This window comes from Streptomyces sp. NPDC041124 (genome assembly GCF_055592385.1).
In genome coordinates this window covers 90063-115808 of record NZ_JBVIYR010000008.1, presented here as the reverse complement: position 1 = coordinate 115808, position 25746 = coordinate 90063, and the positions used below count along the sequence as shown (strand labels likewise).

General features: G+C 72.6%; 28 protein-coding genes and 1 tRNA gene. 16 read left to right on the top strand and 13 right to left on the bottom strand.

What is annotated here, in order from left to right:
* Positions 1-54 precede the first annotated feature (54 nt).
* Positions 55-1041, top strand: coding sequence for an aldo/keto reductase (locus tag ACZ6A9_RS22405; RefSeq protein ID WP_468987984.1), 987 nt, complete (start codon positions 55-57; stop codon positions 1039-1041).
* On the top strand, positions 1038-3086 hold the full coding sequence (locus tag ACZ6A9_RS22400) for a helix-hairpin-helix domain-containing protein (protein ID WP_468987982.1): 2049 nt from the start codon (positions 1038-1040) through the stop codon (positions 3084-3086). Before ACZ6A9_RS22405 ends, ACZ6A9_RS22400 begins: the two co-directional genes overlap by 4 nt.
* A gap of 64 nt (positions 3087-3150) precedes the next feature.
* Here ACZ6A9_RS22400 and ACZ6A9_RS22395 read toward each other — a convergent pair whose 3' ends face one another.
* Positions 3151-3840, bottom strand: a complete 690-nt coding sequence (locus ACZ6A9_RS22395; RefSeq protein WP_468987980.1) for a hypothetical protein — start codon at positions 3838-3840, stop codon at positions 3151-3153.
* A 47-nt stretch (positions 3841-3887) separates the two neighbouring features.
* On the opposite strand from ACZ6A9_RS22395, the gene ACZ6A9_RS22390 reads away from it, so the two are divergent.
* Positions 3888-4076, top strand: coding sequence for a DUF5703 family protein (locus ACZ6A9_RS22390; RefSeq protein ID WP_142196342.1), 189 nt, complete (start codon positions 3888-3890; stop codon positions 4074-4076).
* Positions 4077-4149: 73 nt separating this feature from the next.
* Here the strand turns inward: ACZ6A9_RS22390 and ACZ6A9_RS22385 are convergent, their stop codons facing one another.
* From ACZ6A9_RS22385 to ACZ6A9_RS22375, 3 genes are all read right to left on the bottom strand, one after another.
* Complete coding sequence (locus ACZ6A9_RS22385) at positions 4150-4899, bottom strand: chaplin (RefSeq protein ID WP_468987978.1); 750 nt, start codon at positions 4897-4899, stop codon at positions 4150-4152.
* Positions 4900-5066: 167 nt separating this feature from the next.
* Positions 5067-5300, bottom strand: coding sequence for a chaplin ChpH (gene chpH, locus ACZ6A9_RS22380; protein WP_190099395.1), 234 nt, complete (start codon positions 5298-5300; stop codon positions 5067-5069).
* A 150-nt stretch (positions 5301-5450) separates the two neighbouring features.
* A complete protein-coding gene (locus tag ACZ6A9_RS22375) occupies positions 5451-6776 on the bottom strand; it encodes a M20/M25/M40 family metallo-hydrolase (protein WP_468987976.1) in 1326 nt (441 codons plus the stop codon).
* 200 nt (positions 6777-6976) lie between these two features.
* Between ACZ6A9_RS22375 and ACZ6A9_RS22370 the strand changes: the two genes are divergently transcribed.
* Together ACZ6A9_RS22370 and ACZ6A9_RS22365 are read left to right on the top strand one after the other, a co-directional pair.
* Positions 6977-7061, top strand: a tRNA-Leu gene (locus tag ACZ6A9_RS22370).
* 65 nt (positions 7062-7126) lie between these two features.
* A complete protein-coding gene (locus ACZ6A9_RS22365) occupies positions 7127-7501 on the top strand; it encodes a YchJ family protein (protein ID WP_468987974.1) in 375 nt (124 codons plus the stop codon).
* Here the strand turns inward: ACZ6A9_RS22365 and ACZ6A9_RS22360 are convergent, their stop codons facing one another.
* A complete protein-coding gene (locus ACZ6A9_RS22360; protein ID WP_468987972.1) occupies positions 7502-8203 on the bottom strand; it encodes a FadR/GntR family transcriptional regulator in 702 nt (233 codons plus the stop codon).
* A 137-nt stretch (positions 8204-8340) separates the two neighbouring features.
* Between ACZ6A9_RS22360 and ACZ6A9_RS22355 the strand changes: the two genes are divergently transcribed.
* Both ACZ6A9_RS22355 and ACZ6A9_RS22350 read left to right on the top strand, forming a co-directional pair.
* On the top strand, positions 8341-8847 hold the full coding sequence (locus tag ACZ6A9_RS22355) for a gluconokinase (protein WP_468987970.1): 507 nt from the start codon (positions 8341-8343) through the stop codon (positions 8845-8847).
* A 69-nt stretch (positions 8848-8916) separates the two neighbouring features.
* A complete protein-coding gene (locus ACZ6A9_RS22350) occupies positions 8917-10314 on the top strand; it encodes a GntP family permease (RefSeq protein ID WP_468987969.1) in 1398 nt (465 codons plus the stop codon).
* Between the two features lie 117 nt (positions 10315-10431).
* Here the strand turns inward: ACZ6A9_RS22350 and ACZ6A9_RS22345 are convergent, their stop codons facing one another.
* Both ACZ6A9_RS22345 and ACZ6A9_RS22340 read right to left on the bottom strand, forming a co-directional pair.
* Entirely contained in the window at positions 10432-11973 is a 1542-nt protein-coding gene (locus ACZ6A9_RS22345; protein ID WP_468987967.1) for an APC family permease, read from the bottom strand.
* A gap of 66 nt (positions 11974-12039) precedes the next feature.
* Positions 12040-12990 (bottom strand): hypothetical protein, encoded by a 951-nt coding sequence (locus tag ACZ6A9_RS22340; protein WP_468987966.1) that lies wholly within the window; start codon positions 12988-12990, stop codon positions 12040-12042.
* A gap of 253 nt (positions 12991-13243) precedes the next feature.
* Between ACZ6A9_RS22340 and ACZ6A9_RS22335 the strand changes: the two genes are divergently transcribed.
* The 3 genes from ACZ6A9_RS22335 to ACZ6A9_RS22325 are packed head-to-tail and all read left to right on the top strand — an operon-like array spanning position 13244 to position 14572.
* The gene (locus ACZ6A9_RS22335; RefSeq protein WP_468987965.1) at positions 13244-13837 is read left to right on the top strand and encodes an NUDIX domain-containing protein; all 594 of its coding nucleotides are present in this window, start codon (positions 13244-13246) and stop codon (positions 13835-13837) included.
* Between the two features lie 10 nt (positions 13838-13847).
* A complete protein-coding gene (locus tag ACZ6A9_RS22330; protein ID WP_468987963.1) occupies positions 13848-14240 on the top strand; it encodes a YidH family protein in 393 nt (130 codons plus the stop codon).
* On the top strand, positions 14237-14572 hold the full coding sequence (locus ACZ6A9_RS22325) for a DUF202 domain-containing protein (protein ID WP_468987961.1): 336 nt from the start codon (positions 14237-14239) through the stop codon (positions 14570-14572). Before ACZ6A9_RS22330 ends, ACZ6A9_RS22325 begins: the two co-directional genes overlap by 4 nt.
* A 128-nt stretch (positions 14573-14700) precedes the next feature.
* On the opposite strand, the gene ACZ6A9_RS22320 is transcribed toward ACZ6A9_RS22325, so the two are convergent.
* Positions 14701-15630, bottom strand: a complete 930-nt coding sequence (locus ACZ6A9_RS22320; protein ID WP_468987960.1) for an NADP-dependent oxidoreductase — start codon at positions 15628-15630, stop codon at positions 14701-14703.
* A 197-nt stretch (positions 15631-15827) separates the two neighbouring features.
* Here ACZ6A9_RS22320 and ACZ6A9_RS22315 point away from each other — a divergent pair, with 197 nt between their 5' ends.
* Entirely contained in the window at positions 15828-16850 is a 1023-nt protein-coding gene (locus ACZ6A9_RS22315) for a phosphotransferase family protein (RefSeq protein ID WP_468987958.1), read from the top strand.
* A 6-nt stretch (positions 16851-16856) separates the two neighbouring features.
* Positions 16857-18071 (top strand): acyl-CoA dehydrogenase family protein, encoded by a 1215-nt coding sequence (locus tag ACZ6A9_RS22310; protein WP_468987957.1) that lies wholly within the window; start codon positions 16857-16859, stop codon positions 18069-18071.
* Positions 18072-18317: 246 nt separating this feature from the next.
* On the opposite strand, the gene ACZ6A9_RS22305 is transcribed toward ACZ6A9_RS22310, so the two are convergent.
* Positions 18318-18911 carry a TetR/AcrR family transcriptional regulator gene (locus tag ACZ6A9_RS22305; RefSeq protein ID WP_468988651.1) on the bottom strand — a complete coding sequence of 198 codons (594 nt, stop codon included), beginning with the start codon at positions 18909-18911 and terminating at the stop codon, positions 18318-18320.
* A 193-nt stretch (positions 18912-19104) separates the two neighbouring features.
* Positions 19105-19878: an SDR family oxidoreductase gene (locus ACZ6A9_RS22300; protein WP_468987955.1), complete on the bottom strand. Its 774-nt coding sequence runs from the start codon at positions 19876-19878 to the stop codon at positions 19105-19107.
* 169 nt (positions 19879-20047) lie between these two features.
* On the opposite strand from ACZ6A9_RS22300, the gene ACZ6A9_RS22295 reads away from it, so the two are divergent.
* The 3 genes from ACZ6A9_RS22295 (at position 20048) to ACZ6A9_RS22285 (ending at position 23571) form a co-directional block, all read left to right on the top strand.
* On the top strand, positions 20048-21301 hold the full coding sequence (locus ACZ6A9_RS22295) for an exo-beta-N-acetylmuramidase NamZ family protein (protein ID WP_468987953.1): 1254 nt from the start codon (positions 20048-20050) through the stop codon (positions 21299-21301).
* A 442-nt stretch (positions 21302-21743) separates the two neighbouring features.
* Positions 21744-22346: a hypothetical protein gene (locus ACZ6A9_RS22290; RefSeq protein ID WP_468987952.1), complete on the top strand. Its 603-nt coding sequence runs from the start codon at positions 21744-21746 to the stop codon at positions 22344-22346.
* Positions 22347-22503: 157 nt separating this feature from the next.
* Positions 22504-23571 (top strand): RNA ligase (ATP), encoded by a 1068-nt coding sequence (locus tag ACZ6A9_RS22285; protein ID WP_468987951.1) that lies wholly within the window; start codon positions 22504-22506, stop codon positions 23569-23571.
* Between the two features lie 50 nt (positions 23572-23621).
* On the opposite strand, the gene soxR is transcribed toward ACZ6A9_RS22285, so the two are convergent.
* Entirely contained in the window at positions 23622-24098 is a 477-nt protein-coding gene (soxR, locus tag ACZ6A9_RS22280; RefSeq protein WP_468987949.1) for a redox-sensitive transcriptional activator SoxR, read from the bottom strand.
* A gap of 133 nt (positions 24099-24231) precedes the next feature.
* Here soxR and ACZ6A9_RS22275 point away from each other — a divergent pair, with 133 nt between their 5' ends.
* Positions 24232-24693: a MaoC family dehydratase gene (locus ACZ6A9_RS22275; protein ID WP_468987947.1), complete on the top strand. Its 462-nt coding sequence runs from the start codon at positions 24232-24234 to the stop codon at positions 24691-24693.
* Here ACZ6A9_RS22275 and ACZ6A9_RS22270 read toward each other — a convergent pair.
* Complete coding sequence (locus ACZ6A9_RS22270; RefSeq protein ID WP_468987945.1) at positions 24690-25328, bottom strand: TetR/AcrR family transcriptional regulator; 639 nt, start codon at positions 25326-25328, stop codon at positions 24690-24692. The genes ACZ6A9_RS22275 and ACZ6A9_RS22270 overlap by 4 nt on opposite strands.
* Before the next feature lie 108 nt (positions 25329-25436).
* Complete coding sequence (locus ACZ6A9_RS22265; RefSeq protein ID WP_189560488.1) at positions 25437-25724, bottom strand: YiaA/YiaB family inner membrane protein; 288 nt, start codon at positions 25722-25724, stop codon at positions 25437-25439.
* Between the last annotated feature and the right edge of the window lie 22 nt (positions 25725-25746).

Genomic DNA, 25746 nt, shown 5'->3' with positions numbered 1-25746 from the left:
TCGGTTGTCCACAGGCCCCCACGCCCGCGCCCACGGCCAGTAATCTCGGCGTCCATGGAGCAGAGGCATCTCGGCCGTACCGGCCTGCGTGTGTCCCGGATCGGGCTCGGGACGCTGACCTGGGGTCGGGACACCGACGAGCACGACGCGGCGGACCTGCTGAAGACGTTCTGGGACGCCGGCGGCACACTCGTCGACACCGCCGACGTGTACGGCGACGGAGAGGCCGAGTACCTGCTCGGAAGGCTGATGGACGGGCTCGTACCGCGCCGCGACCTCGTCATCTCCACGAAGGCAGGCAGCGTGCCCGATCCGGAGCGCCGCTTCGACGGCTCCCGGGGTCACCTGCTCGCCGCCCTCGACGCCTCGCTCACCCGGCTCGGCACCGACTACGTCGACGTGTGGCACCTCCACGCCTACGACCCCGCCACCCCGCTGGACGAGACGCTCCAGGCGCTCGACATCGCCGTCGGCAGCGGCCGGGTGCGGTACGCCGGTGTGTCCAACTTCTGCGGCTGGCAGCTCGCCAAGGCCGCGACCTGGCAGCTGGCCGCGCCGGGCACCCGGACACGGCTGGCGAGTACGCAGATGGAGTACTCGCTGCTGCAGCGCGGTGTGGAGCGTGAGGTGCTGCCCGCCGCCCTCGACCTCGGCATCGGGCTGCTGCCGTCCTCACCGCTGGGGCGGGGCGTGCTCAGCGGCAAGTACCGGGGCGACGCCACCCCGGCGGACTCCCGGGGCGCGTCCGACCACCTCGCGCCGTTCGTCGCGCCGTATCTGGACGACGCCGCGAGCCGCATCGTGGACGCCGTGACCACGGCGGCGGACGGGCTCGCCGTGACCGCGCTGCAGGTGGCGCTCGCCTGGGTCCGGGACCGGCCCGGGGTGGCCGCTCCCATCGTCGGCGCGCGCAACGCGCGGCAGCTCACGGCGGCGTTGTCAGTGGAGACGCTTAGTCTTCCTGACGAGATCTGCCGGGCGCTGGACGACGTGTCGGCGCCCGTGCACCGCTATCCCGATCACGACTGGAGCACGCTGTGAGCACCGAGCCGCCCGAGACACCGGAGGACGCCGAGCCGGGGAGCGCGGACGGCACACCCGCCGAGGGCGCGCAGGTGTCCGAGGCCGAGGCCGAGCTGGCCGCGCAGCGCCTGGAGCGGGAGCGCATCGAGCGGCGCAGGGCGGAGCGGCAGGGGCCGGTCGAGGCCGGGGGCAAGCTGAGCGGCACCGCGGCCGATCTGCTGGCCGCGGTGCGGGCGGTGGAGAGCGGACAGAAGCCGCCCGCCACCGTGTTCGAGGAGGCGCGGCCCGCTCCCCGGCGGCCCGCGCCCGAGCCCGAGCCCGTACGGCGGGCTCCGGCCGTGACTCCGGCCGTTCCCGCCGCCGGTGCCGTGGAGGGCGTGCGGGAGGTGCTGGCCCAGGGGGGTGCTCCCGAGGGGTTGGCCGTGCAGGCCGCCGCCGTGTGGGGTGAGGGGGCCGCCGGGGTGCTGCGCTCCGATCCGTGGCAGTTGCTGCGGATCGCCGGGGTACGGCCCGAACAGGCCGACGGGTTCGCGCGGGCGCTGCTCGGTGCCGAGGCCGGTCCGGGTGACGGGCGGCGGGGCCGTTCGGTCGCCGTGTGGCTGCTGGAGCAGGCCGCGACGGCCGGGCACACCGTGCTGGAGCCGGCCGCGCTGGCCGACGCGCTGGGGCGGCAGGGCGTGCCGGAGCCGGAGGGGGCCGTGCAGGACGCCATCGCGGAGGGGGACGTCCTCGTCTTCCAGGACGCCCTGGGCGAGGCCGGGGAGGACGGGGAGCAGCCGGTTCGGGTGCTGGTGGGTCTGGAGCGGTACGCGATGGCCGAGGAGGCTCTCGCCGACGGACTGGCCCGGCTGATCAACTCCGTGACCGGGCGGGACGGCGCGGACGACGAGTGGGAGCGTGCGGCCGCCGCGGCGGAGGGGTCCGCCGGTGAGCTGATCCGCGGCGTCGCCGGGCACGGGCTGGTGCTGCACACCGGCGGGGAGGCCTCGTCGGTGGAGGCCGCGGCGCTGCTGAACGCGGCGCACGGTCTGGGGCTGCGGGCCTGGGCCGCCACGCACGGTCCGCTCGGGCGGGTCCGTTTCGAGGCGCTGGTGGAGGGGCCCGGTGTGGCGACGGTCGCCGGGCTGCTGTCCGGTGCCGAGGGGCCCGGGCGGGACGGCGACGGTGCGTGGGACGTGGACCTGCTGCTGGTGCTCGACGCTCCGCAGCTGGACGTCGAGGCCGCGGCCCTGGTGGCGGAGTCGCTGCCGGACGGGGCGCGGCTGGTGTTGTCCGGTGATCCGGGGGTGCTGTGGTCCGTGGGGCCCGGGCGGGTGTTCGCGGATCTGCTGGCGGCGCGGGTCTGCCCGCAGGTCGCCTCCCGGCGGCCCGATCCGGGGCCGCTGGGCGAGCTGGTCTCCGGGATCGGCGTCGGCGAGCTGAACCAGGTGGAGGCGCCCGGCAAGGAGGTCGTGATCGTGCCGGTGAGGGACGCGGGAGAGGCCGTGCACCGCACCGTGCAGCTGGTGGTGGACTCGGTGCCGCGCGCCATCGGGGTACCGGCCGAGGAGACTCAGGTGATCACTCCGGGGCACGGGGGCGCCGTGGGCACGCGGGTGCTGAACAGCGCGCTGAAGGAGCGGCTCAATCCGGGGCCGGGGCGTTTCGGCGGGTTCGACCCGGGCGACCGGGTCGCCTACTCCCCCGCACCCGGACGCACCCTGCCGGGCCGTGTGGTGACGGCCGACGGTGAGGGTCTGCACCTGGAGTGCGGCGGTGAGGAGGTCGTCGTGCCGAGGGAGCGGGTGGAGCAGTCCGTGCGGCACGGGTGGGCGCTCACCGCGCACCAGGCGGTGGGCTGCCGGTGGCCCGCGGTGGTGGTGGTGCTGCCCGGTGACGCGGTGCAGGCGCTGAGCAGGCCCTGGGTGTACACGGCGTTCGGCCGGGCCGGACGGCATCTGTCCGTGGTGCACGGGGTGGAGCAGGCGCTGCCGCGTGCCGTGGCCGAGGTGCCGGCGAAGCCCCGGACGACGAGGCTGCCGGTGCTGCTGGCGCCGCAGCTTCCGGCGGGCACCGGCGACTGAGACCGGGACGGTTCGGGCCCGCGCGGCGGCGGCATGCGTGGACGCCGCCGCCGCCCGGGTGCGGTCAGCGGTCCGCGTCGAGCGGTTCCAGGTCCTCGTCCTCGTCGAGGACCAGGGCCGGCATCCCCTCCAGGTCGTCGTCCCCGTCGTCGTCCAGGTCCTCGTCGTCGAAGACGGCGCTGACGTCGAAGCGGCAGACCACCTGCTGCGGGTCCACCTGATCGAACGGGGCCTCCAGCCACTCGCCGGGTTCCGCCGGTTCGTCCGATGCCGTCACCCAGAGCGTCGAGTCGCCCTCCTCCAGGCCGAACTCCGCGTGCCGGGAGGCGATCTCGTCCGGTTCGAACTCGCCGAACAGCAGGCCGAGCGCGCCGTGGACGGTGCCGGAGGCCTCCCCGCCCTCGTCGTCCGCCGCCTCGATCCGCTGGGCGTGCGCGCGCAGCCGCTGCGGCTCGGCCACGGCGTAGTCGCGGCGGATCAGCACGCTGACCGCGCTCGGCTCCTCGGGGCCGGTGTACGGCGGAGCGTCCCCGGCGCTGGGAATCTCGAAGGGCGTGACCTCGTCGTAGCGGTCGTAGAGCAGTTCGTCGTACGCCTCCGCGGCCGCGGCCAGCTGGTTGAACGCCTCGTAGACGGCCGGGTCCTCATCCCCCGACCGGCTTTCGACCGCGGCCAGGTGGCGGTCGAGCGCGGTCTTCACCGCCTCGGCGGCGGCGCGTACCTCGGCAGCGGTGGGCTGCGCAGCATCAGACATAGTGCAGACGCTATCCGTACCGGGGCCCGGCCCGCACAATAGATGCGATGCCGGAATACGAATTTGTCGACGTGTACGTACCGCGCGGGGTCTCCCGCAGGGAGACGGCACGTCTGCTGACGGACCACGCCGAGTACGGTCACTGGGAGTTGTACCGCCTGACGCTGATGCGTGACGGCAGCCGCAGGGTGCGGTTGCGGCGGCGGATCATCCGACAGGTGCGCGCCACCTGGTGAGCTCGCCACTCCCGGCCGGAATCACACGACGGAGCGGGCCTCGTCACGCGGGGCCCGCTCCGTGTGTCCGGTGTCACGCGGCGGTGCGGGCCCTGCGGTAGAGGACCGCGCCGGCGATCAGGGCGCCCGCGCCTGCCGGCAGGACGAGGCCCAGGGGCAGTTCGCTGCCGGTGCGGGCCAGCTCCGTGCCGGCCCCGGGCCGGGTTCCGGAGTGGGTGTCCGGCTGGTTGCCGTCCGGGGAGCCGGGCGGGGTGCGGTCGCCCGGGGTGTCCGGCTCGTCGCCGGGGCTGTCCGGCTGCTCGGGGCTGCCGGAATCGCCGGGGTCGCCGGGCCGGTCCGGCGTCTGGTGACCGGTGTCGCCGTTGGCGCAGTCGTTGTCCGCGGTGGCGTTGCCGGCGCCGAGGACGTCGACGCTGTTGCCGCAGACGTTCACCGGGACGTGGACCGGGACCTGGATCTGGTTGCCGGATCCCACGCCGGGCGAGTCGCTCGTGTGCGCGCCGGCGGTCGATCCGCCGTGACCGCCCGAGCCGTCATGGCTGCCCGAGCCGCCGTACCCGCCGCCCGTGGCGGAGGCGCCGCCCTCGTTGGCGCAGGAGTTGCCCACGGCCGGATTGAGGGCACCGACGACGTTGACCGTGTTGCCGCAGACGTTGACCGGCACGTGCACCGGCGCCTGCACGGTGTTCCCGGACAGCACACCGGGTGATCCGGCGGCGGTGCCCGTCGGACCGGAGTGGGCGTGGGCGGCCCCGCCCGCGGCGGCGAGCACACCCGTGGCGGCCGCCATGGTCATCAGACCCTTGCGGGTGACGTGTCGCATGTGATGAATTCCTGCCTTCGACCTGGTGCCGGGAATCGGCGTGCGGCCGCTCTCCCGGGGTTTCCGACGTTTCGAAAGACCGGTCGGCCCCGGAGCGCATGGCGTGCGCTCCGGGGCCGACGGGCTCGAGCCCTCAGTGGGCGTGCCCCACAGGGCGAGACACGACGTCAGGCGTTGACGCAGGTGTTGCCGAAGGCGGGGTTCAGCAGGCCGATCACGGAGATCGTGTTGCCGCACACGTTCACGGGGATGTGGATCGGGGCCTGGATGACGTTGCCGGAAATGACACCCGGGGAGTGCACGGCGGCACCCTGGGCGCCCGAGTCGGCGGCGGCCATGCCCGCGCCCGCGAGAACCAGACCACCGGTGGCAGCGGCGACGGCGACGACCTTCTTGAGCATTGTTCCTCCTTGTTGGCAAAGCGATCCAAAGTCGCGGATCACATCACGGGTAACGAGGAGGAAGTAATGAGGCTACGAGCTTATGGTCGCATTCACTCGTCCCGGTCAACTCCGCACGCCTGCCCGAATCTTGGCTGCCGGGCCACCGCCTCAGGAGGCGTCCAGGAAACGGTCGAGCACCCGCACACCGAACTTCAGGCCGTCCACCGGCACCCGCTCGTCGACCCCGTGGAACATGCCCGCGAAGTCCAGCTCCGGGGGCAGCTTCAGCGGTGCGAAGCCGAAGCAGCGGATGCCGAGGTCGTCGAAGGACTTGGCGTCGGTGCCGCCGGAGAGCATGTACGGCACGGCCCGCGCGATCGGGTCCTCCGCGCGCAGGGCGGTCTGCATGGCGTCCACGAGGCGGCCGTCGAAGTCGGTCTCCAGCGCCTTGTCGGAGTGCACGTCCTCGCGCCTGACGCGCGGGCCGAGGATCCGGTCGAGGTCGGCGAGGAACTCCTCCTCGTACCCGGGCAGGAAGCGGCCGTCGACGTGCGCGGTGGCCTGGCCGGGGATGACGTTGACCTTGTAGCCGGCGCCGAGCTGGGTGGGCGCCGCCGAGTTGCGCAGGGTGGTGCCGATCATGCGGGCGATGCCGCCGAGCCTGGCGAGGGTCTCGTCCATGTTCTCCGGGTCGAGCTCGGTGCCGAGCGCGTCGGACAGCTCGTCCAGGAAGGCCCGTACCGTCTTGGTGACCCTGACCGGCCACGTGTGCCGGCCGAGGCGGGCGACGGCCTCGCACAGCTCGGTGATGGCGTTGTCGTCGTTGGTCATCGAGCCGTGGCCGGCGGTGCCGTCGACGGTGAGCCGCATCCAGTGCATGCCCTTCTCGGCGGTCTCGACGAGGTAGAGGCGCAGCTTCTCGTTGACGGTGAAGGAGAACCCGCCGACTTCGCCGATCGCCTCGGTGACGCCCTCGAACAGCTCGGGGTGCTCGCGCACCAGGTGCTTGGCGCCGTACGTGCCGCCCGCCTCCTCGTCGGCGAGGAACGCCAGCACGATGTCGCGGGGCGGCTTGCGTCCGCTGCGCAGCCGGTCGCGGACGACCGCGAGGGTCATCGCGTCCATGTCCTTCATGTCGACGGCTCCGCGTCCCCACACGCATCCGTCGGCGATCTCGCCGGAGAAGGGGTGGTGGGTCCAGTCGTCCGCATTGGCCGGTACGACGTCGGTGTGGCCGTGGATGAGCAGCGCGGGCCGCGACGGGTCCTCGCCCTCGATCCTGGCGACCGTCGAGGCGCGCCCCGGGTGCGACTCGAAGATCTTGGGCTCGAGTCCCACCTCGGCGAGCTTCTCGGCGACGTACTCGGCCGCCTTGCGCTCGCCGGGGCCCGAATGGTCGCCGTAGTTGCTGGTGTCGATCCGGATCAGCTCGCGGCAGAGGTCCACGACCTCGTCCTCACCGGTGACGCCCTTGGCCGTGCCCGTCTCGCTCACGCGCTTCCTCCCGCTGCTGGTGTTCCGGCTGGTGGGTCCCGCTCATCCTCTCTCCCCTCCGGGCGCTCCCCAAGCCCCGGCCCGGCCCGTCACACACCGTTCGCACGACGCCCCGGCCGGGCGGGGTGATCGGCCACCCCGGAACACCTGGTAATGTTTACTTCGTCGCCGCGGGGGGAAACCCGCGCGACAGACGCCTTGTCCGGGTGGCGGAATGGCAGACGCGCTAGCTTGAGGTGCTAGTGCCCTTTATCGGGCGTGGGGGTTCAAGTCCCCCCTCGGACACATGAAGCGTGAGGGCCGCGACCGCGAGGTCGTGGCCCTCACGGCGTTGTCGGCGGAGGGTGACCATGACCGCTCGTTCCTGTCCCTGCGGACGGCCCGAGGCGTACGAGGCGTGCTGCGGCCGGTTCCACGGCGGTACCGCCGCCGCGCCCACCGCCGAGCGGCTGATGCGGTCGCGGTACTGCGCGTTCGTGCGGCAGGACGGGGCGTATCTGCTGCGGACCTGGCACCCGGGGACGCGGCCGGAACGGATCGACTTCGACACGGGGATGCGCTGGACCGGGCTGGAGATCCTGGAGACCGTCGCCGGGTCGGCGTTCCACTCGACCGGGACGGTGACCTTCCGGGCCTCCTACCGGGGCGGCTCGCTGTACGAGCGCAGCCGCTTCGAGCGGGTCGGCGGGGCGTGGGTGTACGTGGACGGGGAGTTCCTGGACTAGCTAGGGCGCGAGGATGTCCAGTTCCTGGAGGGCGCCCTCGGTGATCTCGCGGGTCAGCTGCTCCGCACGGGCGGCGTCGCGGGCGCGGACCGCCTCGGCGAGCCGGACGTGCAGGGTGACGGCGGCCGGGTCGGGGTCCTCGAACATCACGTCGTGGTGGGTGCGGCCGGACAGGACCTCGGCGACCACGTCGCCGAGGCGGGCGAACATCTCGTTGCCGGAGGCGGTCAGGATGACGCGGTGGAACGCCATGTCGTGGAAGAGGTACCCCTCCAGCCGGTGACCGCGTGAGTGGGCGACCATGCCGAGGGCGCACTCGGTGAGTTCGGCGCACTGCTCGGCGGTGGCGTTGCGCGCGGCCAGGCCGGCCGCGACCGGTTCGATCGCCGAGCGCAGGACCGTGAGGGAGCGCAACTGCCGGGGGCGGTCCGTGCCGGCCAGGCGCCAGCGGATGACCTGGGGGTCGTACACGTTCCACTCGTGGGCCGGCAGGACCGTCACGCCGACGCGGCGCCGGGACTCGACCAGGTGCATGGACTCCAGGACGCGGACCACCTCGCGCATCACGGACCGCGACACGTCGAAGCGCTGGGCGAGTTCGTCGGTGCGCAGCACGCTGCCGGGCGGGTATGCGCCTGCGGTGATCTCGGGGCCGAGGGTGTCCAGTACCCGGCCGTGCAGCCCGCGGCCCGTGGTGCTCATGCACTCAGAGTACGGGGCGGGTCACGCGAACAAAAAGTCAGACTTATATGTCACACACTCTTGAATTCGTCGTATCTCATGCGCTTCAGTTGCGTCGACATCACGTGTCGACGAAGACATCAGACAGTGAGGCAGCGATGAACACCCCCCATGTCGTCGTGGTGATGGGCGTCGCGGGCACCGGCAAGACGACCATCGGTTCCTTGCTCGCCGCCCGGTTCGACGTCCCCTACGCCGAGGGCGACGACTTCCACCCGCGGGCCAACATCGACAAGATGACGGCCGGCACCCCGCTCACCGACGACGACCGGTGGCCCTGGCTGGACGCCATCGGCGCCTGGGCGCACGGGCGGGCGGGCCGCGGCGGAGTGGTGAGCTGCTCGGCGCTGAAGCGGTCGTACCGGGACCGGCTGCGGGATGCCGCGCCCGGCGTGGTCTTCGTGCACCTCACGGGTGACCGCGCGCTCATCGAGGACCGGATGTCGCACCGGCAGGGGCACTTCATGCCCACGGCGCTGCTCGACTCCCAGTTCGCCACGCTCCAGCCGCTGGAGCAGGACGAGTCCGGGGTCGCGGTGGACGTGGCGGGCAGCCCCGAGGAGATCACCGCACGGGCGGCCGCCGCCCTCGGCGTCACCCCCTAGTCCCCGCGTCCCCCCGGGGCGCCCTCGGCCCCGGAGACTCCCCCCACCCCGTACACACAAGGAACCACCGTGACCAGACTCAGCGTCGAGATGCTGGCAGCGGACGCACCCGAGGCGATCACCTCGGCCGGACACGCTCAGCTGGGCATCGCCGTCCTCGCGGGTATCGCCGTCATCGTCCTGCTCATCACCAAGTTCAAACTGCATGCCTTCCTGTCCCTGACCATCGGGTCGCTGGCGCTCGGCGCGTTCGCCGGGGCGCCGCTGGACGAGGTGATCACCAGCTTCAGTGCCGGGCTCGGCTCCACCGTCGCCGGTGTGGGCGTCCTGATCGCCCTCGGCGCGATCCTCGGCAAGATGCTCGCCGACTCCGGCGGCGCCGACCAGATCGTCGACACGATCCTCGAACGGGCGAGCGGCCGCGCGATGCCGTGGGCGATGGTGCTGATCGCCTCGGTCATCGGCCTGCCGCTGTTCTTCGAGGTCGGCGTGGTGCTGCTGATCCCGGTGGTGCTGATGGTCGCCAAGCGCGGCAACTACTCCCTCATGCGCATCGGCGTCCCGGCGCTCGCCGGTCTGTCCGTGATGCACGGTCTGGTGCCGCCGCACCCCGGTCCGCTGGTCGCGATCGACGCGGTCGACGCCAACCTCGGTGTGACGCTGGCGCTGGGCGTGCTGATCGCCATACCGACGGTGGTCATCGCCGGTCCGCTGTTCTCGAAGTACGCCGCCCGCTGGGTGGACGTCCCGGCGCCGGAGCGGATGATCCCGCAGCGGCCCTCGGAGGAACTGGAGAGGCGTCCCGGCTTCGGCCCGACGCTGGCCACGATCCTGCTGCCGGTCGTGCTGATGCTGGCCAAGGCACTGGTCGACATCGTGATCGACGATCCCGAGAACTCGGTGCAGCGGGTGTTCGACGTGGTCGGCTCCCCGCTGATCGCCCTGCTCGCGGCCGTCCTCGTCGGCATCTTCACCCTCGGTGTGCCCGCCGGGTTCAGCCGGGAGCGGATCTCCTCGCTGGTGGAGAAGTCCCTGGCGCCGATCGCGGGCATCCTGCTGATCGTCGGCGCGGGCGGCGGCTTCAAGCAGACGCTGATCGACACCGGTGTGGGCCGGATGATCCTGGACATCTCCGAGGACTGGTCCATCCCGGCGCTGCTGCTGGCCTGGCTGATCGCGGTGGCGATCCGGCTGGCGACCGGCTCGGCGACCGTGGCGACCGTCTCTGCGGCCGGTCTGGTGGCGCCGCTCGCGGCCGACATGTCGACCACGCACGCCGCCCTGCTGGTGCTGGCCATCGGGGCCGGTTCGCTGTTCTTCAGCCATGTCAACGACGCCGGTTTCTGGCTGGTGAAGGAGTACTTCGGGCTGACCGTCGGTCAGACCATCAAGACCTGGTCGATCATGGAGACGATCATCTCGGTGGTCGCCGGTGCGCTGGTGCTGCTGCTGTCACTGATCATTTAGCCGGCCGCCCCGCCTCCCCTCGGCGTGTACGGGCCCCCGCTCCTCCTCCGTGAGGCGCGGGGGCCCGCTCGTCGTGCCGGGACGCGCGGGCGGGATCCGCCTCCCCCGGTGCCGGGGTCACGGGGTGCGCTCGGCCTCCTGGTCGAGCTGGAAGGCCTCGTTGCCGAGTCCGATGCGGGCGTGCGTCTCGGGGGCCCGGGCGCGCAGGAGCGCTCCCTGGACCAGGCCGACGACGAGGGCGAGCCCGATGACGCCGGGCAGGACCCAGCTCAGGGAGGAGTCGGGGCCGGCCCCGACCAGCACGTCGAAGTCCTTGACGGTGTAGCCCGCGATCACCACCAGGGCGATGCCCGCCAGCGCCGAGGTGATCAGGCGCCACGCCTGTGCGCCGGCCGCTCCGCGCCGGACGAAGAAGACGACGACGGAGAGGGAGGCGATGGCCATCAGCACGATCACGCCGAGCGCGCCGATGTTGCCGCCCCAGGTGAACAGGTGCAGGACCGGGGCGGTGGGGTCACCGGTGGGCTTGTCGTCGGTGAGCGCGAAGACGAGGACCAGCACGGCGGCGATGACGGTCTGCAGCAGCGAGCCGGTGCCGGGGGCGCCGCTGGTGCCGGTGGTGCGGCCGAAGGCGGCGGGCAGCAGGCCCTCGCGGCCCATGGCGAAGGCGTACCGGGCGACGACGTTGTGGAAGCTGAGCATCGCCGCGAACATGCCGGTCACGAAGAGGAGGTGCAGGACGTCGGTGAAGGTGCCGCCGAGCCGTTCCTCGGTGAGGAAGAACAGCAGGCCCGCGCTCTGTTCCCGGGAGGTGCCGACGATCGCGGCCGGACCGGTGGCGACGGTGAGCGCCCAGCTGCTGATGGCGAAGAAGACGGCGACGCCGGTGACGGCGAGGAACATCACACGCGGCACGAGCACGTGCGGCCTGCTGGTCTCCTCCGCGTACACGGGGGCCTGTTCGAAGCCGAGGAACGCCGCGATGCAGAAGCACAGGGCGGTGCCGACGCCGGCGCCGGTGAGCGTGTCCGGGTTGAAGGCGTGCAGGGACAGGCCCTCCTTGCCGGGGTCGGCGATGGCGGCGATGTCGAAGACGACGACCAGCAGCACCTCGACGACCAGCAGGACGCCGAGGACGCGGGCGTTGACGTCGATCTTCAGCCAGCCCAGTGCGCCGACGGCCAGGACGGCCACCAGCGAGGGTATCCACCAGGCGATCTCGATGTCGGCGTAGGTGGCGAAGAGGCCGGAGACCTCGAACCCGAAGATGCCGTAGATGCCGACCTGGAGGGAGTTGTAGGCGACGAGCGCGACCATGGCGGCGCCCGCGCCCGCTGTTCCGCCGAGCCCCCGGGAGATGTAGGCGTAGAAGGCGCCCGCGTTGTGGACGTGCCGGCTCATCTCGGCGTACCCGAGGCTGAAGAGGACCAGCACGACGCCGAGGACCACGAAGAGCAGCGGCTGGCCGACGATGCCCATCACCGCGAATGTGGTGGGCATGACACCAGCGACCACCATGAGGGGGGCGGTCGCGGCGAGCACGGAGAGCAGCAGGCCCCCGGTGCCGAGGCGGTCGGCGCGCAGGGCACGCTCCTGCCCCTTGAACGTACTGATGCCGTCGGCCGCGGCTCTGCTCTTGCTCGAACTGTCCGTCGTCATCTCGAGACCGTCCTCGGGTCGGTGGTGGTTGCGGCGGGTGCGGGGGCGTCGCGGTGTCGTACCGGGTCAGGCCGTGCCCAGTACGGCGGCGCGGGCGGTGCGGAAGGCGGTCAGGGGATCGCGGTCGGGGTAGGACCAGGGGGCCGGCGCGGCGTGGTCCCCGATGCGGTGGAAGAGGGCGGCGGCCTCGGCGCCCCGGCCTTCGCAGACCTTGGCGTGGGCGAGGAAGTTCAGGTCGACCAGCCGGCGCGGATGTTCCTCGTGCTCCCACTCCAGCCACCAGTCGAAGGCGGCCTTCATCACCTGGCGGGCGCGGCGGCCGACCCAGTGGCCGGAGGCGACCGGGTCGGCGGGTACCTGCCCGGCGGCGGCCAGGGTCCGGTAGCGCTCGGCGTGCGCGATGACCGGCAGGATCGCCAGCGGCGAGTCGGCGGGCGCCTGCTCGGCCGCCCAGCCGGCGAAGTCGTACACCTCGTGCAGCGGGTCGGGGCCGGCCTCCACGCGCCGCTCCGCGAGCCAGCCGACCACCAGGTGGTGGGCGTGGTGGTGGTCCGCGTGCCGGGAGCGGACCTGCTCGAAGATCCGGACCACGTCCCCCTCCGCGCCCCGGGCACACTCCAGCAGGAGCAGACCGAGCCACGGGGTGGGGTCGGCGGGCCGCAGCTCCGCGGACCGCAGGCAGTCCTCGCGGACGCGGGCGGGCTTCTCCTTGCCCCGCAGCGCGCGCCGCACCCCGGCGAGGGCGAGCAGCAGGGCGGCGTCGGCGGAGCCGGGCTCGGCGAGCAGCCACTCACGAGCCCAGGCGGCGCAGTACGACTCCCGGGCGAGCACCGTGATCCGGTGGCCCCGGCGGTCCCAGTCGTCCCCCGTCCGGCCGAGCAGGGAGCGGGTGGTCTGCCATCGGCCCTGCGCCAGCGCCGCCCGCGCGGCGGCGAGTTCGGCGTCGTCGAGAGCTTCGTCGAAAGCCTGTGCCGCGCGTTTGCGGGAACGGCCGAGGGGAGGCGGGGGTGGGGGCACCGCGGGACTTCCTCACGCGCTCTTCTTGTGGCTCGGCCCACGGCGGGTGGTCGGTGCGGCAGTGGTCGGCTGCCGACAGCCATGGGCTGATCACGGACAGCAAACCGTCAGCCATCGGATCACGTCAAGGGCATCCGAGGTGTTACACGCGTCAACTCCGGTCACGAAGAGGCAACTTGTGTGACTCCGGTGGACGCCCCCATCGTGAGCGCCGGGTGTCGGCCGGCGGGTGGTGCGCTGCTTTGATGGTCCGATGAGTGCTGACGAGATCATCGACATCGTCGACGCGGACGACCGGGTGGTCGGGCGGTCACCGCGCGGCGAGGCCTACGCCCGGGGGCTGCGCCACCGATGCGTCTTCGTGCTGGTCCGGGACGCCGGGGGGAGGCTCTTCGTCCATCGCCGCACGGCGGCCAAGCAGGTCTTCCCGTCGCTGTACGACATGTTCGTCGGCGGTGTGGTCGGGGCGGGCGAGGGCTACGACGAGGCGGCGCTGAGGGAGGCCGAGGAGGAGCTGGGGGTGAGCGGACTGCCGCGCCCCGCGTACCTGTTCAAGTTCCTGTACGACGACGGGGCGGGCCGCACCTGGTGGTCGGCGGTGTACGAGGTGCGCTGCGAGCGGCCGGTGCGGCCGCAGGCGGAGGAGGTGGCCTGGCACGCGTTCCTGCCGGAGGACGAGGTGGAACGGCGGCTGGGCGCGGGCGGGTGGGAGTGGGTGCCGGACGGGCTGGCGGCGTACGAGCGGCTCAGGGAGTGGCGGGCGGACGGGCGGGGCGGTCCGGGCGGGGCAGGGGGTCCGGGCGGGGCGGGGGGTCCGGGCGGGGCGGGCGGGTCAGGCGGTCGGTAGGGTTTCGTACGTGATCGATTTCGCGCGGAACGTCCGGCTGTGGTTCGCGCCGGCGGAAGTACGGCGGGAGGGCACGACGCCCGACTACCGGTTCTCGCTGGCGAACGAGCGGACGTTCCTCGCCTGGGTGCGTACCGCGCTCGCGCTGATCGGCGGCGGGTTCGCCGTGGACCAGTTCCTGCCGGACCTGCGGTGGGGGTGGCGGGTCGGCCTCGCGCTGGCCCTGCTCGCCGCGGGCGCGTTGTGCGCGCTGCGGGCGGTCAGTCACTGGGTGCGGTGCGAGCGGGCGATGCGGCGGGGTGAGGACCTGCCGGTGTCACGGTTCCCGGCGCTGCTGAGCGCGGTGGTGGCGGTGGTGGCCGTCGCGATGGTCGTGGTGGTGCTCTTCGGGTGGGAGGGGTGAGCGGTGCGGCCGCCCGAGGGGCCGGCCGGGATCCCGGGCTGCAGCCCGAGCGGACCCGGCTGGCGTGGCGGCGTACGACGCTGTCGGGCACGGTGGTGGTCGCGCTGGCGCTGAGGGCGGCGTCGACAGGTGGGCTGTCGGCGGGCGGGGTCGTCGCGTGCGCGGTGTGCTGTGCGTGGTGGCTGGGGTTCCTGTGGATCGCCCACCGGCGGATCCGGGGGCTGGCGGCGGTGGGTGCACCGGGGGCGCCGGCCACGTCGTACGCGGTGGGGGCGGTGATCTGTACGGTGGCGATGGCCGTGTGCGGGGCGGTGCTGGTCGGGGCGGGGTGAGGTGGGGCGCGGGTGTCGTACCCGGAGGGTTTTCCGCCCTCGCCGCCCCTTCCCTTCCCGTCCCGGGGGCGGTGCCCCCAGACCCCTTTTTCGGCCTGAACGGCCTCGCCCCCGGACGCCGGACGGGCTCAGCCGCTCACCCTGACGACGATCTTGCCGCGGGTGCGGCCCTCCTCGTTCAGGCGGTGGGCGTCCGCCGCGCGTTCCAGGGGGAAGGTCTCCGAGACGTGGACGGTGACGACGCCCTGGTCCGCCAGGTCGGAGAGGCGCTGGAGGTCCTGGGGGTCGGGGCGGACGAACCAGTACTGGCCGCCGAGGCTCACCACCTCCGGGTCGGCGATCGAGGCCAGGCGGCCCTCGGGGGCGAGGAGGTTCACGGAGGCCCGCAGGGCGTCTTGGCCCACCGAGTCGAACACCGCGTCCACTCCCCCGGGAGCCAGTTCCCGTACCCGCTCGGCCAGGCCCGCGCCGTAACTCACCGGCTCCCCGCCGAGTCCGCGGACGAAGTCGTGGTTGCGCTCGCTCGCCGTGCCGATGACGCGGGCGCCGAGGTGGACGGCGAGCTGGACGGCGATGGACCCGACCCCGCCCGCCGCGGCGTGCACCAGGACCGTCTCGCCCCGCTTCACCCCGAGGACGCGGTGCAGCATCTGGAGGGCCGTCAGACCCGCCAGGGGGAGGCCGGCCGCCTCCTCGAAGGACATGCTGTCCGGCTTGCGCGCGAGGGTGCGCACCGGGGCGGCCACGTACTCGGCGAAGGTGCCCCCGGAGAGGACGTCCGCGCGCACGTACCCGATCACCTCGTCGCCGACGGAGAACTCCGGCACGGCCGGGCCCGGCTGGACGACCACGCCCGAGACGTCCCAGCCCGGGACCACCGGGAAGACCGCCGGGAGGATCGCGTCGAGGTAGCCCTCGCGGCACTTCCAGTCGACCGGGTTGACGGCCGCCGCCCGTACCTTCACCAGTACCGCGTCGGGACCTACCTTGGGATCGTCGACCTCACCGAGTTCGAGCACCTCGGGGCCGCCGTACCGTGCGTAGCTGATCGCCTTCATGCCTCCGACCCTCCGGGTTCGGCGCGCGCCGTGCAAGCCGGACCGCGCGGTACACGCCATTCGCGTGGCACGCGGGACGGCCGGTGCGTGCCGTGAGCGCCTATCGTGGGCCCGGTCACGTTTCGCCGCCGCTCTGGACGGCATACCGACCGGTCGGCATCATGAGCGGGTACTGTTTCCCGCCCGGAGGAGCGACGATGAGCCCCGACCACCCGCCCGGACTCGATCTCGACCGGCTGCGCGGCCTGCTCGAACGGGAGCGGCCCGGCCTGGTGAACGGCCCGCTCACCGGCCGGCTGATCGAGGGCGGCAGGTCGAATCTCACGTACGCGGTCTCGGACGGCCACGCGCGATGGGTCGTACGGCGGCCCCCGCTGGGTCATGTGCTGGCCACCGCGCACGACATGAAGCGCGAGCACCGGGTGATCAGCGCGCTGCACCCGACCGCCGTGCCCGTACCCCGCCCCGTGCTGCTGTGCGAGGACGAGGAGGTGCTGGGGGCGCCCTTCTACGTCATGGAGTTCGTCGAGGGCACCCCGTACCGCACGGCCGGGCAGCTCGCCCCGCTCGGCGCCGAGCGCACCCGGGACGCCGTGCTCAGCCTGGTGGACACGCTCGTCGAGCTGCACGCCGTCGAGCCCGGTGAGGTGGGACTGGCCGGCTTCGGCCGCCCCGAGGGTTTCCTGGACCGGCAGTTGCGGCGCTGGGGGAAGCAGCTGGACGCCTCGCGCAACCGGGAGCTGGCCGGCATCGACGAGCTGCACGCCGCGCTCGGCCGCGAGCTGCCCGGCTCCCCCGCGCCGACCGTGGTGCACGGCGACTACCGCCTGGACAACGCGCTGATCGGCGAGGACGACAGGATCAGGGCCGTCCTGGACTGGGAGATGTCGACCCTCGGCGACCCGCTGACCGACCTCGGGCTGCTGGTGATGTACAGCAGCCCGCTGGGCATGCCGGACTCCCCCGTCTCGACCACCGCCGAGGCCCCGGGCCACCCCACTCCGGCCGAGCTGATCGAGCGGTACGCCACCCGGTCGGGGCGCGACGTCTCCGCGGTGTCCTGGTACACGGCGTTCGCCTGGTTCAAGCTCGCCGTGATCCTGGAGGGCATCCACTACCGCTACACGCTGGGCCAGACGGTCGGGCGCGGTTTCGACCGCATCGGCGATCTGGTCCCGGTGTTCATCGAGCACGGTCTGACCACGCTTCAGGAAGGCTGACACGGCATGGACTTCGCGTTCGACGCGCGCACCGAGGAGCTGCGCGCCAGGCTCCTCGCCTTCATGGACGAGTACGTCTACCCGGCCGAGCAGGTCGTCCACGAGCAGCGCGCCGCGCTGGACTCGCCGTGGGACAACGTCCCCGTCGTGGAGGAACTGAAGGCCGAGGCCCGCCGGCAGGGGCTGTGGAACCTGTTCCTGCCCGACTCCGAGTACGGTGCCGGCCTCACCAACCTCCAGTACGCCCCGCTCGCCGAGATCATGGGCCGTTCCCCGCAGATCGCGCCGACGGTGACCAACTGCGCGGCGCCGGACACCGGGAACATGGAGGTGCTGACGCAGTTCGGCGACGAGCGGCAGCGCAAGCAGTGGCTCCAGCCGCTGCTGGCCGGTGAGATCCGCTCGGCGTTCGCGATGACCGAGCCGGACGTGGCGTCCTCGGACGCCACCAACATCACCACCCGCATCGAGCGGGACGGCGACGAGTACGTCATCACCGGACGCAAGTGGTACATCTCCGGAGCCATGCACCCGGACTGCCGGATCTTCATCGTGATGGGCAAGACCGACCCGGACGGGGCGGACATCCGCCGTCAGCAGTCCATGGTCCTCGTCCCGCGCGACACCCCGGGTGTCAGGATCGAGCGCGCCATGCAGGTGTTCGGTTACGAGGACCACTACCACGGCGGACACGCCGAGGTGATCTTCGACGGGGCGCGGGTGCCGGTGTCGAACCTGATCGGCGAGGAGGGCGGCGGTTTCGCCATCGCGCAGGCCCGGCTCGGGCCGGGCCGGATCCACCACTGCATGCGGCTGATCGGCATGGCGGAGCGGGCCATCGAGCTGATGTGCCGCCGCGCGGTGGCCCGGGACGCATTCGGCAAGGCGCTGGCGCAGCAGGGCGTGGTGCGGAACTGGATCGCCGACGCGCGGGTGGCGGTCGAGCAGCTGCGGCTGCTGGTGCTGAAGACGGCCTGGATGATGGACACCGTCGGCAACCGGGGCGCGCACACCGAGATCCAGGCCATCAAGATCGCCACCCCGCGCACGGTGGTCGGCATCCTGGACCGGGCGATCCAGCTCTACGGGGCGGGCGGGGTCAGCCAGGACTTCCCGCTGGCCGAGCTGTACGCCGGTGCCCGCACGCTGATGATCGCCGACGGGCCGGACGAGGTGCACCAGCGGTCGCTGGCGCGCCGGGAGATGAAGAAGTACCTGTAGGGAGGCTGGGAGCGAAGCCTGACGGGACCGGTGAGGGTGCCGTCAGGCCTCCGGCCGGGAGGCCGGCACGGGACGGGGCCTGCCGGGCCCTGCCGGGCCTTCACGGCCGGGACGGACCGCGCCGGGGACCTTGCGGGCCGCCCGCGCGCGGGTGGCGGCGGACGGTGTGCCGGCCCATGCGGCTGTCGGTCACTCTCGGACGCCCGCGCTGCTCCGGGCAGCCTCCGCCGGGTAGCCGGGCCGGGGTCAGGGCCGCAGGGCGCGCAGCAGCAGGTCGGCGAGGTGGTCGGCGACCTGCCGGGGGCTGAGCGGGCCGTCGGGGCGGTACCAGGTCGACAGGTGGTGCACGGAGCCGAAGTGGTAGTCGACCACGAGGTCGGCCGGGGTGGCCGTGGAGAAGACGCCCTCCCGCTGGCCCTCCTCGATCAGCGCGCGGAAGCGTTCGTGGTAGCGGCGGCGCTCGGCACGGACCTGCTTGTTCTTCTCGGGGCTGAGGTGGTGCATGGAGCGGAAGAAGATCGACGCGTCGTCGAGGTTCTCGATCGTGGTGACGACGACGTCGGCCGCCGCGCCGCGCAGCCGCTTCTCGATCGGCTCGTCGGCGTCCGCGAAGCGGTCCAGACGTTCCTGCTGGAGGCGCAGCACGCGCGCGTACACCTCGTGCAGCAGGTCGTCCTTGGAGCCGAAGTAGTGGTACAGCGCCCCTTTGGTGACGCCGGCCGCCTCGACGATCTCCTGGACCGAGGTGCGGTCGTAGCCCTGCTCGGCGAAGAGCCGAGTGGCGGCGGCCAGGAGCCGCCGCGGCACGGGAGTCCCGTCGCCGTCCGTCGTCCTGGGCACTGTCGCCACCCGCCTTTCCGTGTCACTGTCAGTCGTCGGCCGGGGAACGCGGTTCCCGACCAAGGATCTTCCCACTGTCCGCTCCCGGCGCGTACGGCAGGCTCTGCGCCGGACGCGGTTCCGCGCGGACGGCCGGTCTCCCGCCGGCGTCGCGACGGGCACCACCGGGTCCGGTCCGGCGCGGGGCGGACCGTCAGCCGGTCGCCTCCCAGTGCTGCTGGAGGCGGTTCATGCCGGAGAGCCAGCGGTCCGGTTCGGTGGCGCGGGCCCGGTAGTACTCGGCGACCTCGGGGTGCGGGAGGATCAGGAAGCGGTCCTCCTCGATGCCGCGGAAGAGGGCGTCGGCGACGTCGTCCGGTTCGATGGCCGTCGGCTTGAGGACCAGCTCGCCCGCGCTGCCGGTGGCGTCGAGCATGTCCGTGCGCACCCCCTGCGGGCAGATCGCGTGGACCTTCAGCCCGCGGTGGCGGTACGTGAGGGACAGCCACTCGGCGAAGGCGTAGGCGCCGTGCTTGGTGACGCTGTAGGGGGCGGTGCCGATCATGGTGAGCAGTCCGGCGGCGGAGACGGTGGAGACGAAGCGGCCGCTGCCGCGCTCCAGCCAGTCCGGCAGCAGTGCGTGCGCCGCGCGGACGTGCGCCATGACGTTGACGTCCCAGGAGAGGGCCCAGCCCTGCTCGTCGAGGGGCTCCGAGGGCCGCCCGCCGTCGCGGCCGACGCCCGCGTTGGCGCAGTAGACGTCGATCGTCCCGCCGAGTGCCGCGCGGGCCTCCTCGACGATCGCGGAGGCGTCGCCCGGGAGCGCGATGCCGCCGATGCCGTCGGCGACGGCCTTCGCGCGGCCGGCGTCCAGGTCGTTGACGACGACCTGCGCTCCCCGGGCGGCGAAGCGGCGGGCGATGGCCGCTCCGATGCCGCCCCCGGCGCCCGTGACGACCACCTTCGCACCCTGCTCGGCTTGCACCATCGGACTCCTTCGACGCGGCTCCCAGCGGTTTCCGGCCGCCAGACTAACCGGTCGGTATGCCCGGTGGAAGAGGTCTGCGGCGTGGGGTCGGTGCGGTTCGTTCCCGGGACCGGCCGCGCGCGCTAGCGTGCGTGTGCATGACACCCGCCGCGATCACGGAGGTCACCGTATGAAACTGTCCAGACGGAGCCTGCTCGCCACCACGACGGCCGCGGTCGCGGCCTCCGCCGCACCGGCTGCCGCCGCGTCCGCGGGTGCGCCGCACGGGGAAGGCCGCAGGCTGCGCACCGGGTTCGAACGGCTCGCCGCGGACGGTTACGCGCTGCTCGACGGCCGGCGCGTGGGCGTGGTCACCAATCCGACCGGCATCACCCGGGACGCGCGGCACATCGTCGACGTCATACACGCCGACGACCGGGTGGACCTGATCGCCGTCTTCGGTCCCGAGCACGGGTTCCGGGGCACCGCGCAGGCGGGCGGTTCCGAGGGCCGCCACGACGACCCGGCGACCGGTCTGCCGGTCTACGACACGTATCTGAAGAGCGGTCAGGAACTCGCCGACATCTTCACCGCGTCCGGCGTGGACACGGTGGTCTTCGACATCCAGGACGTCGGCGCGCGGTTCTACACCTACATCTGGACGCTGTTCGACTGCATGGAGTCGGCTCGGCTCGCGGGCCTGTCGTTCGTGGTCCTGGACCGGCCCAACCCGGTGACCGGGCGGGCCGCGCTGGGTCCGGTGCTGCACGAGGAGTTCGCGACCTTCGTGGGGCGCAAACCCGTCGCGCAGGCGCACGGGATGACCGTGGCGGAGCTGGCGCGGTTGTTCAACGGGGAGTTCCTCGAGGCGCCGGTGGCGCTGGAGACCGTGGGGATGTCGGGCTGGAAGCGGTCGGACTTCTACGACGCCTCGGGGCTGCCCTGGGTGCCGCCGAGCCCGAACATGCCGACGCCGGAGACGGCGCTGGTGTACTCCGGGACGTGCCTGTTCGAGGGCACGAACCTGTCGGAGGGGCGCGGCACCACCCGGCCGTTCGAGCTGCTGGGCGCGGACGGGATCGGCGGGGCCTGGGCGGCCGCGGCGAACGGGCTGGGCCTGGCGGGGGTGCGCTTGCGCGAGGCGTACTTCGCGCCGACGTTCTCCAAGTTCCAGGGCAGGACCATCGGGGGCGTGCAGCTTCATGTGCACGACCGGGAGGTGTTCGACCCGGTACGTACGGGGATCGGACTGCTGATCACCGCGAAGCGGTCGTGGAGCGGCTTCGCCTGGCGGTCGGACAACTGGATCGACAAGCTCACCGGCTCCACGCTCGTGCGCACGATGATCGACGCGGGCGCGGACACGGACGAGGTGGCCGGCGGCTGGCAGGAGGAGCTGGCGGAGTTCCGGAGGGTGCGGCGGGAGTACCTGCTCTACCGCTGAGTGGCGGGGTGGACGGCGGCGGGTCGCGGTCGGCGACCCGCCGCCGTCGCATGTCGTGGGATCGCCGGCACCCCCGGTGAGCTGCGGTGTCACCGCTCCGGCCGGCGCCGTCCGGCGCATCGGGCCCTCGGATCGGTGAGCGGTGTGCATATCGGCCGGTTCTTCAGGAACCCGGGGAAGCCGCGGGGAGTTCTCAGACTGACGAGGGAGAGTTCCTCCTCTGCGGGGAGGGTACGGAGCGCGGAGCCGTCGGCGCCCCCGTGGACGACCACAACTGAAGTGCGCGCCGGAGGAGTTGGCCAGCGAGTACCGCGGCCGGCTGAGGGGGCCACCGGAAAGGGATGGAGCCGAATCGCGTGTCGATACGTCTATTCGGCGACGTCCGTTCGACGACGCCGAAGTGACCGGATTACAGGTGCAGGTGTGACGGAGGTGCAGGAGGATGGCCGGTTTCCGGAGTCTGGCGAGACAGGTCCGAGATCCACGGTGTGATCTGGCACTGCGGCGCTACTCGCTGCGCAAGTGCCTCGAGCGGTTCGCTCCCTACGGGCACAGGGCGACCTGGGACCATCTGTGTACGCGAGCCGGGTTCGATCCCGAGGACCGCTCCGTCGACCCGGTGCGGCTCGTGGCCGCACTGGACGAGCTGGAGGAGGCCCGGGCGGTCTGGCTCGCCTATGAGAGGGAGTTCGCCAAGCGGCGCAGGAAGGAGAAGCACGACGGGCTGCGCAGGCCGGGCAGTGTGGACGACTGGCACCGGCTGACCTGGGGCGGTTTCGGTGTGGCCTGGTGCGACGATCCGCGGGTGCACCCGCGGGAGCCACTGGCCGAGGTGCTGCGGCGGCTGATCGCCGCGCTGGAGCGCGAGCCGGGTACGGCCTGCCCCGTGTGCCGGGGGGAACGGCTCATGTGGCGTCACGACCTGGATCACGAGCCCTCGACGGGCCCGGTCTGCACGGACTGCGGGATCCTGGTGCCGCGCCCCGTGCTCACCCCCGGGGCCGTGGCGGACGCCCGCCGGATGAGGCTGCTGGTGTCGGCCTGAGGGGCAGGGAGCAACGGGAGCGTGGGGGTGCGCAGGGGATGCCGCACCCCCGACGGCTCCGGGGACGGTAGCAGGCGGTAAATGGCTCGTTCCAGGGATTTGCGGCACGGACAGTGGAGGGCGATGAAACGCGCCTGAGAACCCTGGGAGCTGTCCGATGTCGACGCTGCGTGTCACCGCCGAAGTCCTGACCGTCCACGACCACCCGGGCGCCGACGCCCTCGAACTGGCCCAGGTGGGCCTGTACCGGGCCGTCGTCGCCAAGGGCGCCTACCGCACCGGTGACGTGGCCGTGTACATCCCCGAGCAGTCCGTGCTGCCGGCCGGACTGATCGAGGAGCTGGGACTGACCGGGCGTCTGGCGGGCAAGGACCACGACCGGGTCAAGGCGATCCGGCTGCGCGGTGAGCTGTCGCAGGGCATCGTGTGCCGGCCGAAGGCGCTCGCGGACACCGACCTGGTGCGGGCCGCCGCCGAAGGCACCGATTTCGCGGAGCTGCTGGGCGTCACCAAGTGGGTGCCGCCGGTCCCGCCGACCATGAGCGGCGAGGTGGAGTCCGCGCCGGACCTGCTCCCGTGGGTCGACATCGAGAACATCCAGCGCTACCCGGACATCTTCGCCCCGGGCGAGCCCGTGGTGCTCACCGAGAAGCTGCACGGTACGGCCTGTCTGCTGACGTACTCCGCCGAGGAAGGCCGGGTGTACGTCTCCTCCAAGGGGTTCGGTTCCAGGTCGCTGGCGCTGAAGGAGGACCCGCGCAACCTGTACTGGCGCGCGGTGCGCGCCCACGGTGTCACCGAGGCCGCCGCCGAGCTCGCCGCCCGCCTGGGCGCGCGGCGGGTCGGTGTCTTCGGCGAGGTGTACGGCGCGGGTGTGCAGGACCTGGCGTACGGCGCGGACGGGCGGCGCGACACCCTCGGGTACGCGGTGTTCGACGTGTCCGCGGAGATCGACGGCCGGGTGCGCTGGCTGGACGCCGCGGCGCTGCTGGAGGGCCGGCTGCCCCTGGTGCCACGGCTGTTCTCCGGCCCGTACGACAGTGAGCGGGTGCTGGAGATCGCCAGTGGCCGGGAGACGGTGTCCGGGCGCGGGCTGCACCTGCGGGAGGGTGTGGTGATCCGGCCGGTAGTCGAGCGGCGCAGCCCGGTGACCGGAGGCCGCGCGATAGCCAAGGCCGTGAGCCCGGCCTATCTGACCCGCAAGGGCGGCACCGAGTACGAGTGAGCGGGGCACGCGGGTGCGCGGGCGGCGTCGCCCGCCGCCCGCGTCCGGTCCTAGTGGTCCTCCTTCCGTCCGTCCTTCTCGGCCATGAGCCGTGACCCGGCGCGGCGCTCTCCCGCGACGTCGTCCGGGTTGGACAGGACGCAGCTGTCCAGTGAGAGGCAGCCGCAGCCGATGCAGTCGGTGAGGTGGTCGCGCAAACGGTTGAGCTGCCGGATGCGCTCGTCCAGCTCGGAGCGCCAGGTCTCGGACAGGTGCGCCCAGTCGTCCCGGGTGGGGGTGCGCTCCTCGGGCAGTTCGGCGAGCGCCGCGCGGATCGTGGCGAGCGGGATGCCGACGCGCTGGGCGGCGCGGATGAAGGCCACCCGGCGCAGCGTGTCGCGGGTGTAGCGGCGCTGGTTGCCGGGGGTGCGGCGGCTGCGGATCAGGCCCTTGGACTCGTAGAAGTGCAGGGCGGAGACGGCGGCGCCGCTGCGGGCGGAGAGCTGGCCGACCGTGAGCTCGTGAATCTTCTCGGGAATCCGTTGCACTCCTCGCACCCTACCCACCCCGTTCGCGCCCGCGTCCGTTGACAGTGCCCCCCGGGCCGACCATGCTAAGCAGTTGCTTAGGCATGCGCGCACGGATGCGCCTGCGACTACGTGAGACGCGAGAGGCCGGGACATGGCAGAGCCGAGGATCTTCACGTCCGTCGACGACCTGAAGGCGGCGGTGGGCGAGCAGCTGGGACACACCGACTGGCTGGAGGTCGACCAGAAGCGGATCGACCTGTTCGCCGACGCCACCGGGGACCACCAGTGGATCCACGTCGATCCGGAGAAGGCCGCGGCGGGGCCGTTCGGGACGACCATCGCGCACGGCTACCTGACGCTGTCGCTGCTGCCGCTGTTCGGCCCGCAGCTCATCTCCGTCGAGGGCGTGAAGATGGGCGTCAACTACGGCACCAACAAGGTGCGCTTCCCCGCTCCGGTGCCGGTCGGCTCCCGGGTGCGCGCCACCGCGACCATCACCGCCGTGGACGAGGTGGCGGGCGGCGTCCAGGTGACCACGGCGTTCACCGTGGAGCGCGAGGGCGGCGACAAGCCGGTGTGCGTGGCCGAGTCGGTGGCCCGCTACTACCTCTAGGCGGCGCCGCGCCCCCGGGCCCCCACCATCCTGAGGACGAGGTCGGCGTAGAGCTCGCCGACCTCCTCGGGGGTGCGGGGCCCGTCGACGTTGAACCAGCGGGCGACGTCGATGCACAGGGAGAGCACCGCGAGGGTGGTGCCCCGGACGTCGGCGACGTCGAAGTCGCCGGAGCGCACCCCCTCCTCGATGATCCCGCGCACCTCGGCGTCGACCTGGCGCCGCAGGCCGAGGATCTCCGCGCGGGCGTCGGGCCCGAGCGAGTCGAGTTCGTACTGCACCACCTTGGCGGTGGTGCGGCCGCCCGCATGCCAGCGGACGAAGGAGCTGACCGCGTCCGCGAGCCGCTCGGCCGGAGTGCCCTCGGTGCGGGCCGCCGTGCGCAGGATCGCCACGGCCTTCTCGTGGCCGATCCTGCTGATGCGGTGGAGCAGCTCTTCCTTGGTCTTGTAGTGGATGTAGAGCGCGGCCGGGCTCATCCCGGCGCGGCCCGCGATGTCGCGGGTCGTCGTGGCGTGGTAGCCGCGCTCCGCGAACGCCTCCACGGCGGCGAGCAGCAGCCGTCGGGCCGCGTCGGGCGTCACCTCACCCCACGGCTGCGCCTCACCGCCGGCCGTCTCCTCCGCCGTACTCATCGCTCACCTCATTCGCTGGCAGGGGTAACACCATACCGGCAAGGGTGAGCGAGCGCTTAGCGCCGGTGCGGTGGATCGTGCGCCGGGCCGGAGGGGCCGGGCGCGGCGTCACAGCTTCTGCAGCGGGTCGTGTTCGGCGAGCAGCTTCTCCAGGCGGGCCTGGTCGACCCGGTTGACGATCTGCCCGGCCTCCTGGCGGTCACGGATGACCTTGGCCAGGGTGAAGGCGGACGTGACGAGGTAGAGGACCGCGATACCGAGGAAGGCGCGGACCCAGGCGTCGGTCTCCAGGTTGAAGATGCCGACCGCGGTGGCCCCCATGGCCACTCCGAAGGACGCCACGGCCTGACCGTAGAAGGCGGCCGTGCTCTGCTGCTTGACGGGTGTGTCGCTCATGGCGACAAGGATCGGCGGGCGT

Coding starts and splice junctions, on each gene's coding strand:
- ACZ6A9_RS22360 (WP_468987972.1), bottom strand. CDS start 8,203: ATGAGCACCACGGGCCGCGGGCTGCACGGCCGGGTACTGGACACCCTC.
- ACZ6A9_RS22300 (WP_468987955.1), bottom strand. CDS start 19,878: ATGGTGCAAGCCGAGCAGGGTGCGAAGGTGGTCGTCACGGGCGCCGGG.
- ACZ6A9_RS22365 (WP_468987974.1), top strand. CDS start 7,127: ATGACCGCTCGTTCCTGTCCCTGCGGACGGCCCGAGGCGTACGAGGCG.
- ACZ6A9_RS22265 (WP_189560488.1), bottom strand. CDS start 25,724: ATGAGCGACACACCCGTCAAGCAGCAGAGCACGGCCGCCTTCTACGGT.
- ACZ6A9_RS22310 (WP_468987957.1), top strand. CDS start 16,857: ATGGACTTCGCGTTCGACGCGCGCACCGAGGAGCTGCGCGCCAGGCTC.
- ACZ6A9_RS22290 (WP_468987952.1), top strand. CDS start 21,744: ATGGCCGGTTTCCGGAGTCTGGCGAGACAGGTCCGAGATCCACGGTGT.
- ACZ6A9_RS22405 (WP_468987984.1), top strand. CDS start 55: ATGGAGCAGAGGCATCTCGGCCGTACCGGCCTGCGTGTGTCCCGGATC.
- ACZ6A9_RS22275 (WP_468987947.1), top strand. CDS start 24,232: ATGGCAGAGCCGAGGATCTTCACGTCCGTCGACGACCTGAAGGCGGCG.
- ACZ6A9_RS22270 (WP_468987945.1), bottom strand. CDS start 25,328: ATGAGTACGGCGGAGGAGACGGCCGGCGGTGAGGCGCAGCCGTGGGGT.
- ACZ6A9_RS22395 (WP_468987980.1), bottom strand. CDS start 3,840: ATGTCTGATGCTGCGCAGCCCACCGCTGCCGAGGTACGCGCCGCCGCC.
- ACZ6A9_RS22295 (WP_468987953.1), top strand. CDS start 20,048: ATGAAACTGTCCAGACGGAGCCTGCTCGCCACCACGACGGCCGCGGTC.
- ACZ6A9_RS22320 (WP_468987960.1), bottom strand. CDS start 15,630: ATGAAGGCGATCAGCTACGCACGGTACGGCGGCCCCGAGGTGCTCGAA.
- ACZ6A9_RS22315 (WP_468987958.1), top strand. CDS start 15,828: ATGAGCCCCGACCACCCGCCCGGACTCGATCTCGACCGGCTGCGCGGC.
- ACZ6A9_RS22285 (WP_468987951.1), top strand. CDS start 22,504: ATGTCGACGCTGCGTGTCACCGCCGAAGTCCTGACCGTCCACGACCAC.
- ACZ6A9_RS22385 (WP_468987978.1), bottom strand. CDS start 4,899: ATGCGACACGTCACCCGCAAGGGTCTGATGACCATGGCGGCCGCCACG.
- ACZ6A9_RS22335 (WP_468987965.1), top strand. CDS start 13,244: ATGAGTGCTGACGAGATCATCGACATCGTCGACGCGGACGACCGGGTG.
- ACZ6A9_RS22390 (WP_142196342.1), top strand. CDS start 3,888: ATGCCGGAATACGAATTTGTCGACGTGTACGTACCGCGCGGGGTCTCC.
- ACZ6A9_RS22345 (WP_468987967.1), bottom strand. CDS start 11,973: ATGACGACGGACAGTTCGAGCAAGAGCAGAGCCGCGGCCGACGGCATC.
- chpH (WP_190099395.1), bottom strand. CDS start 5,300: ATGCTCAAGAAGGTCGTCGCCGTCGCCGCTGCCACCGGTGGTCTGGTT.
- ACZ6A9_RS22355 (WP_468987970.1), top strand. CDS start 8,341: ATGAACACCCCCCATGTCGTCGTGGTGATGGGCGTCGCGGGCACCGGC.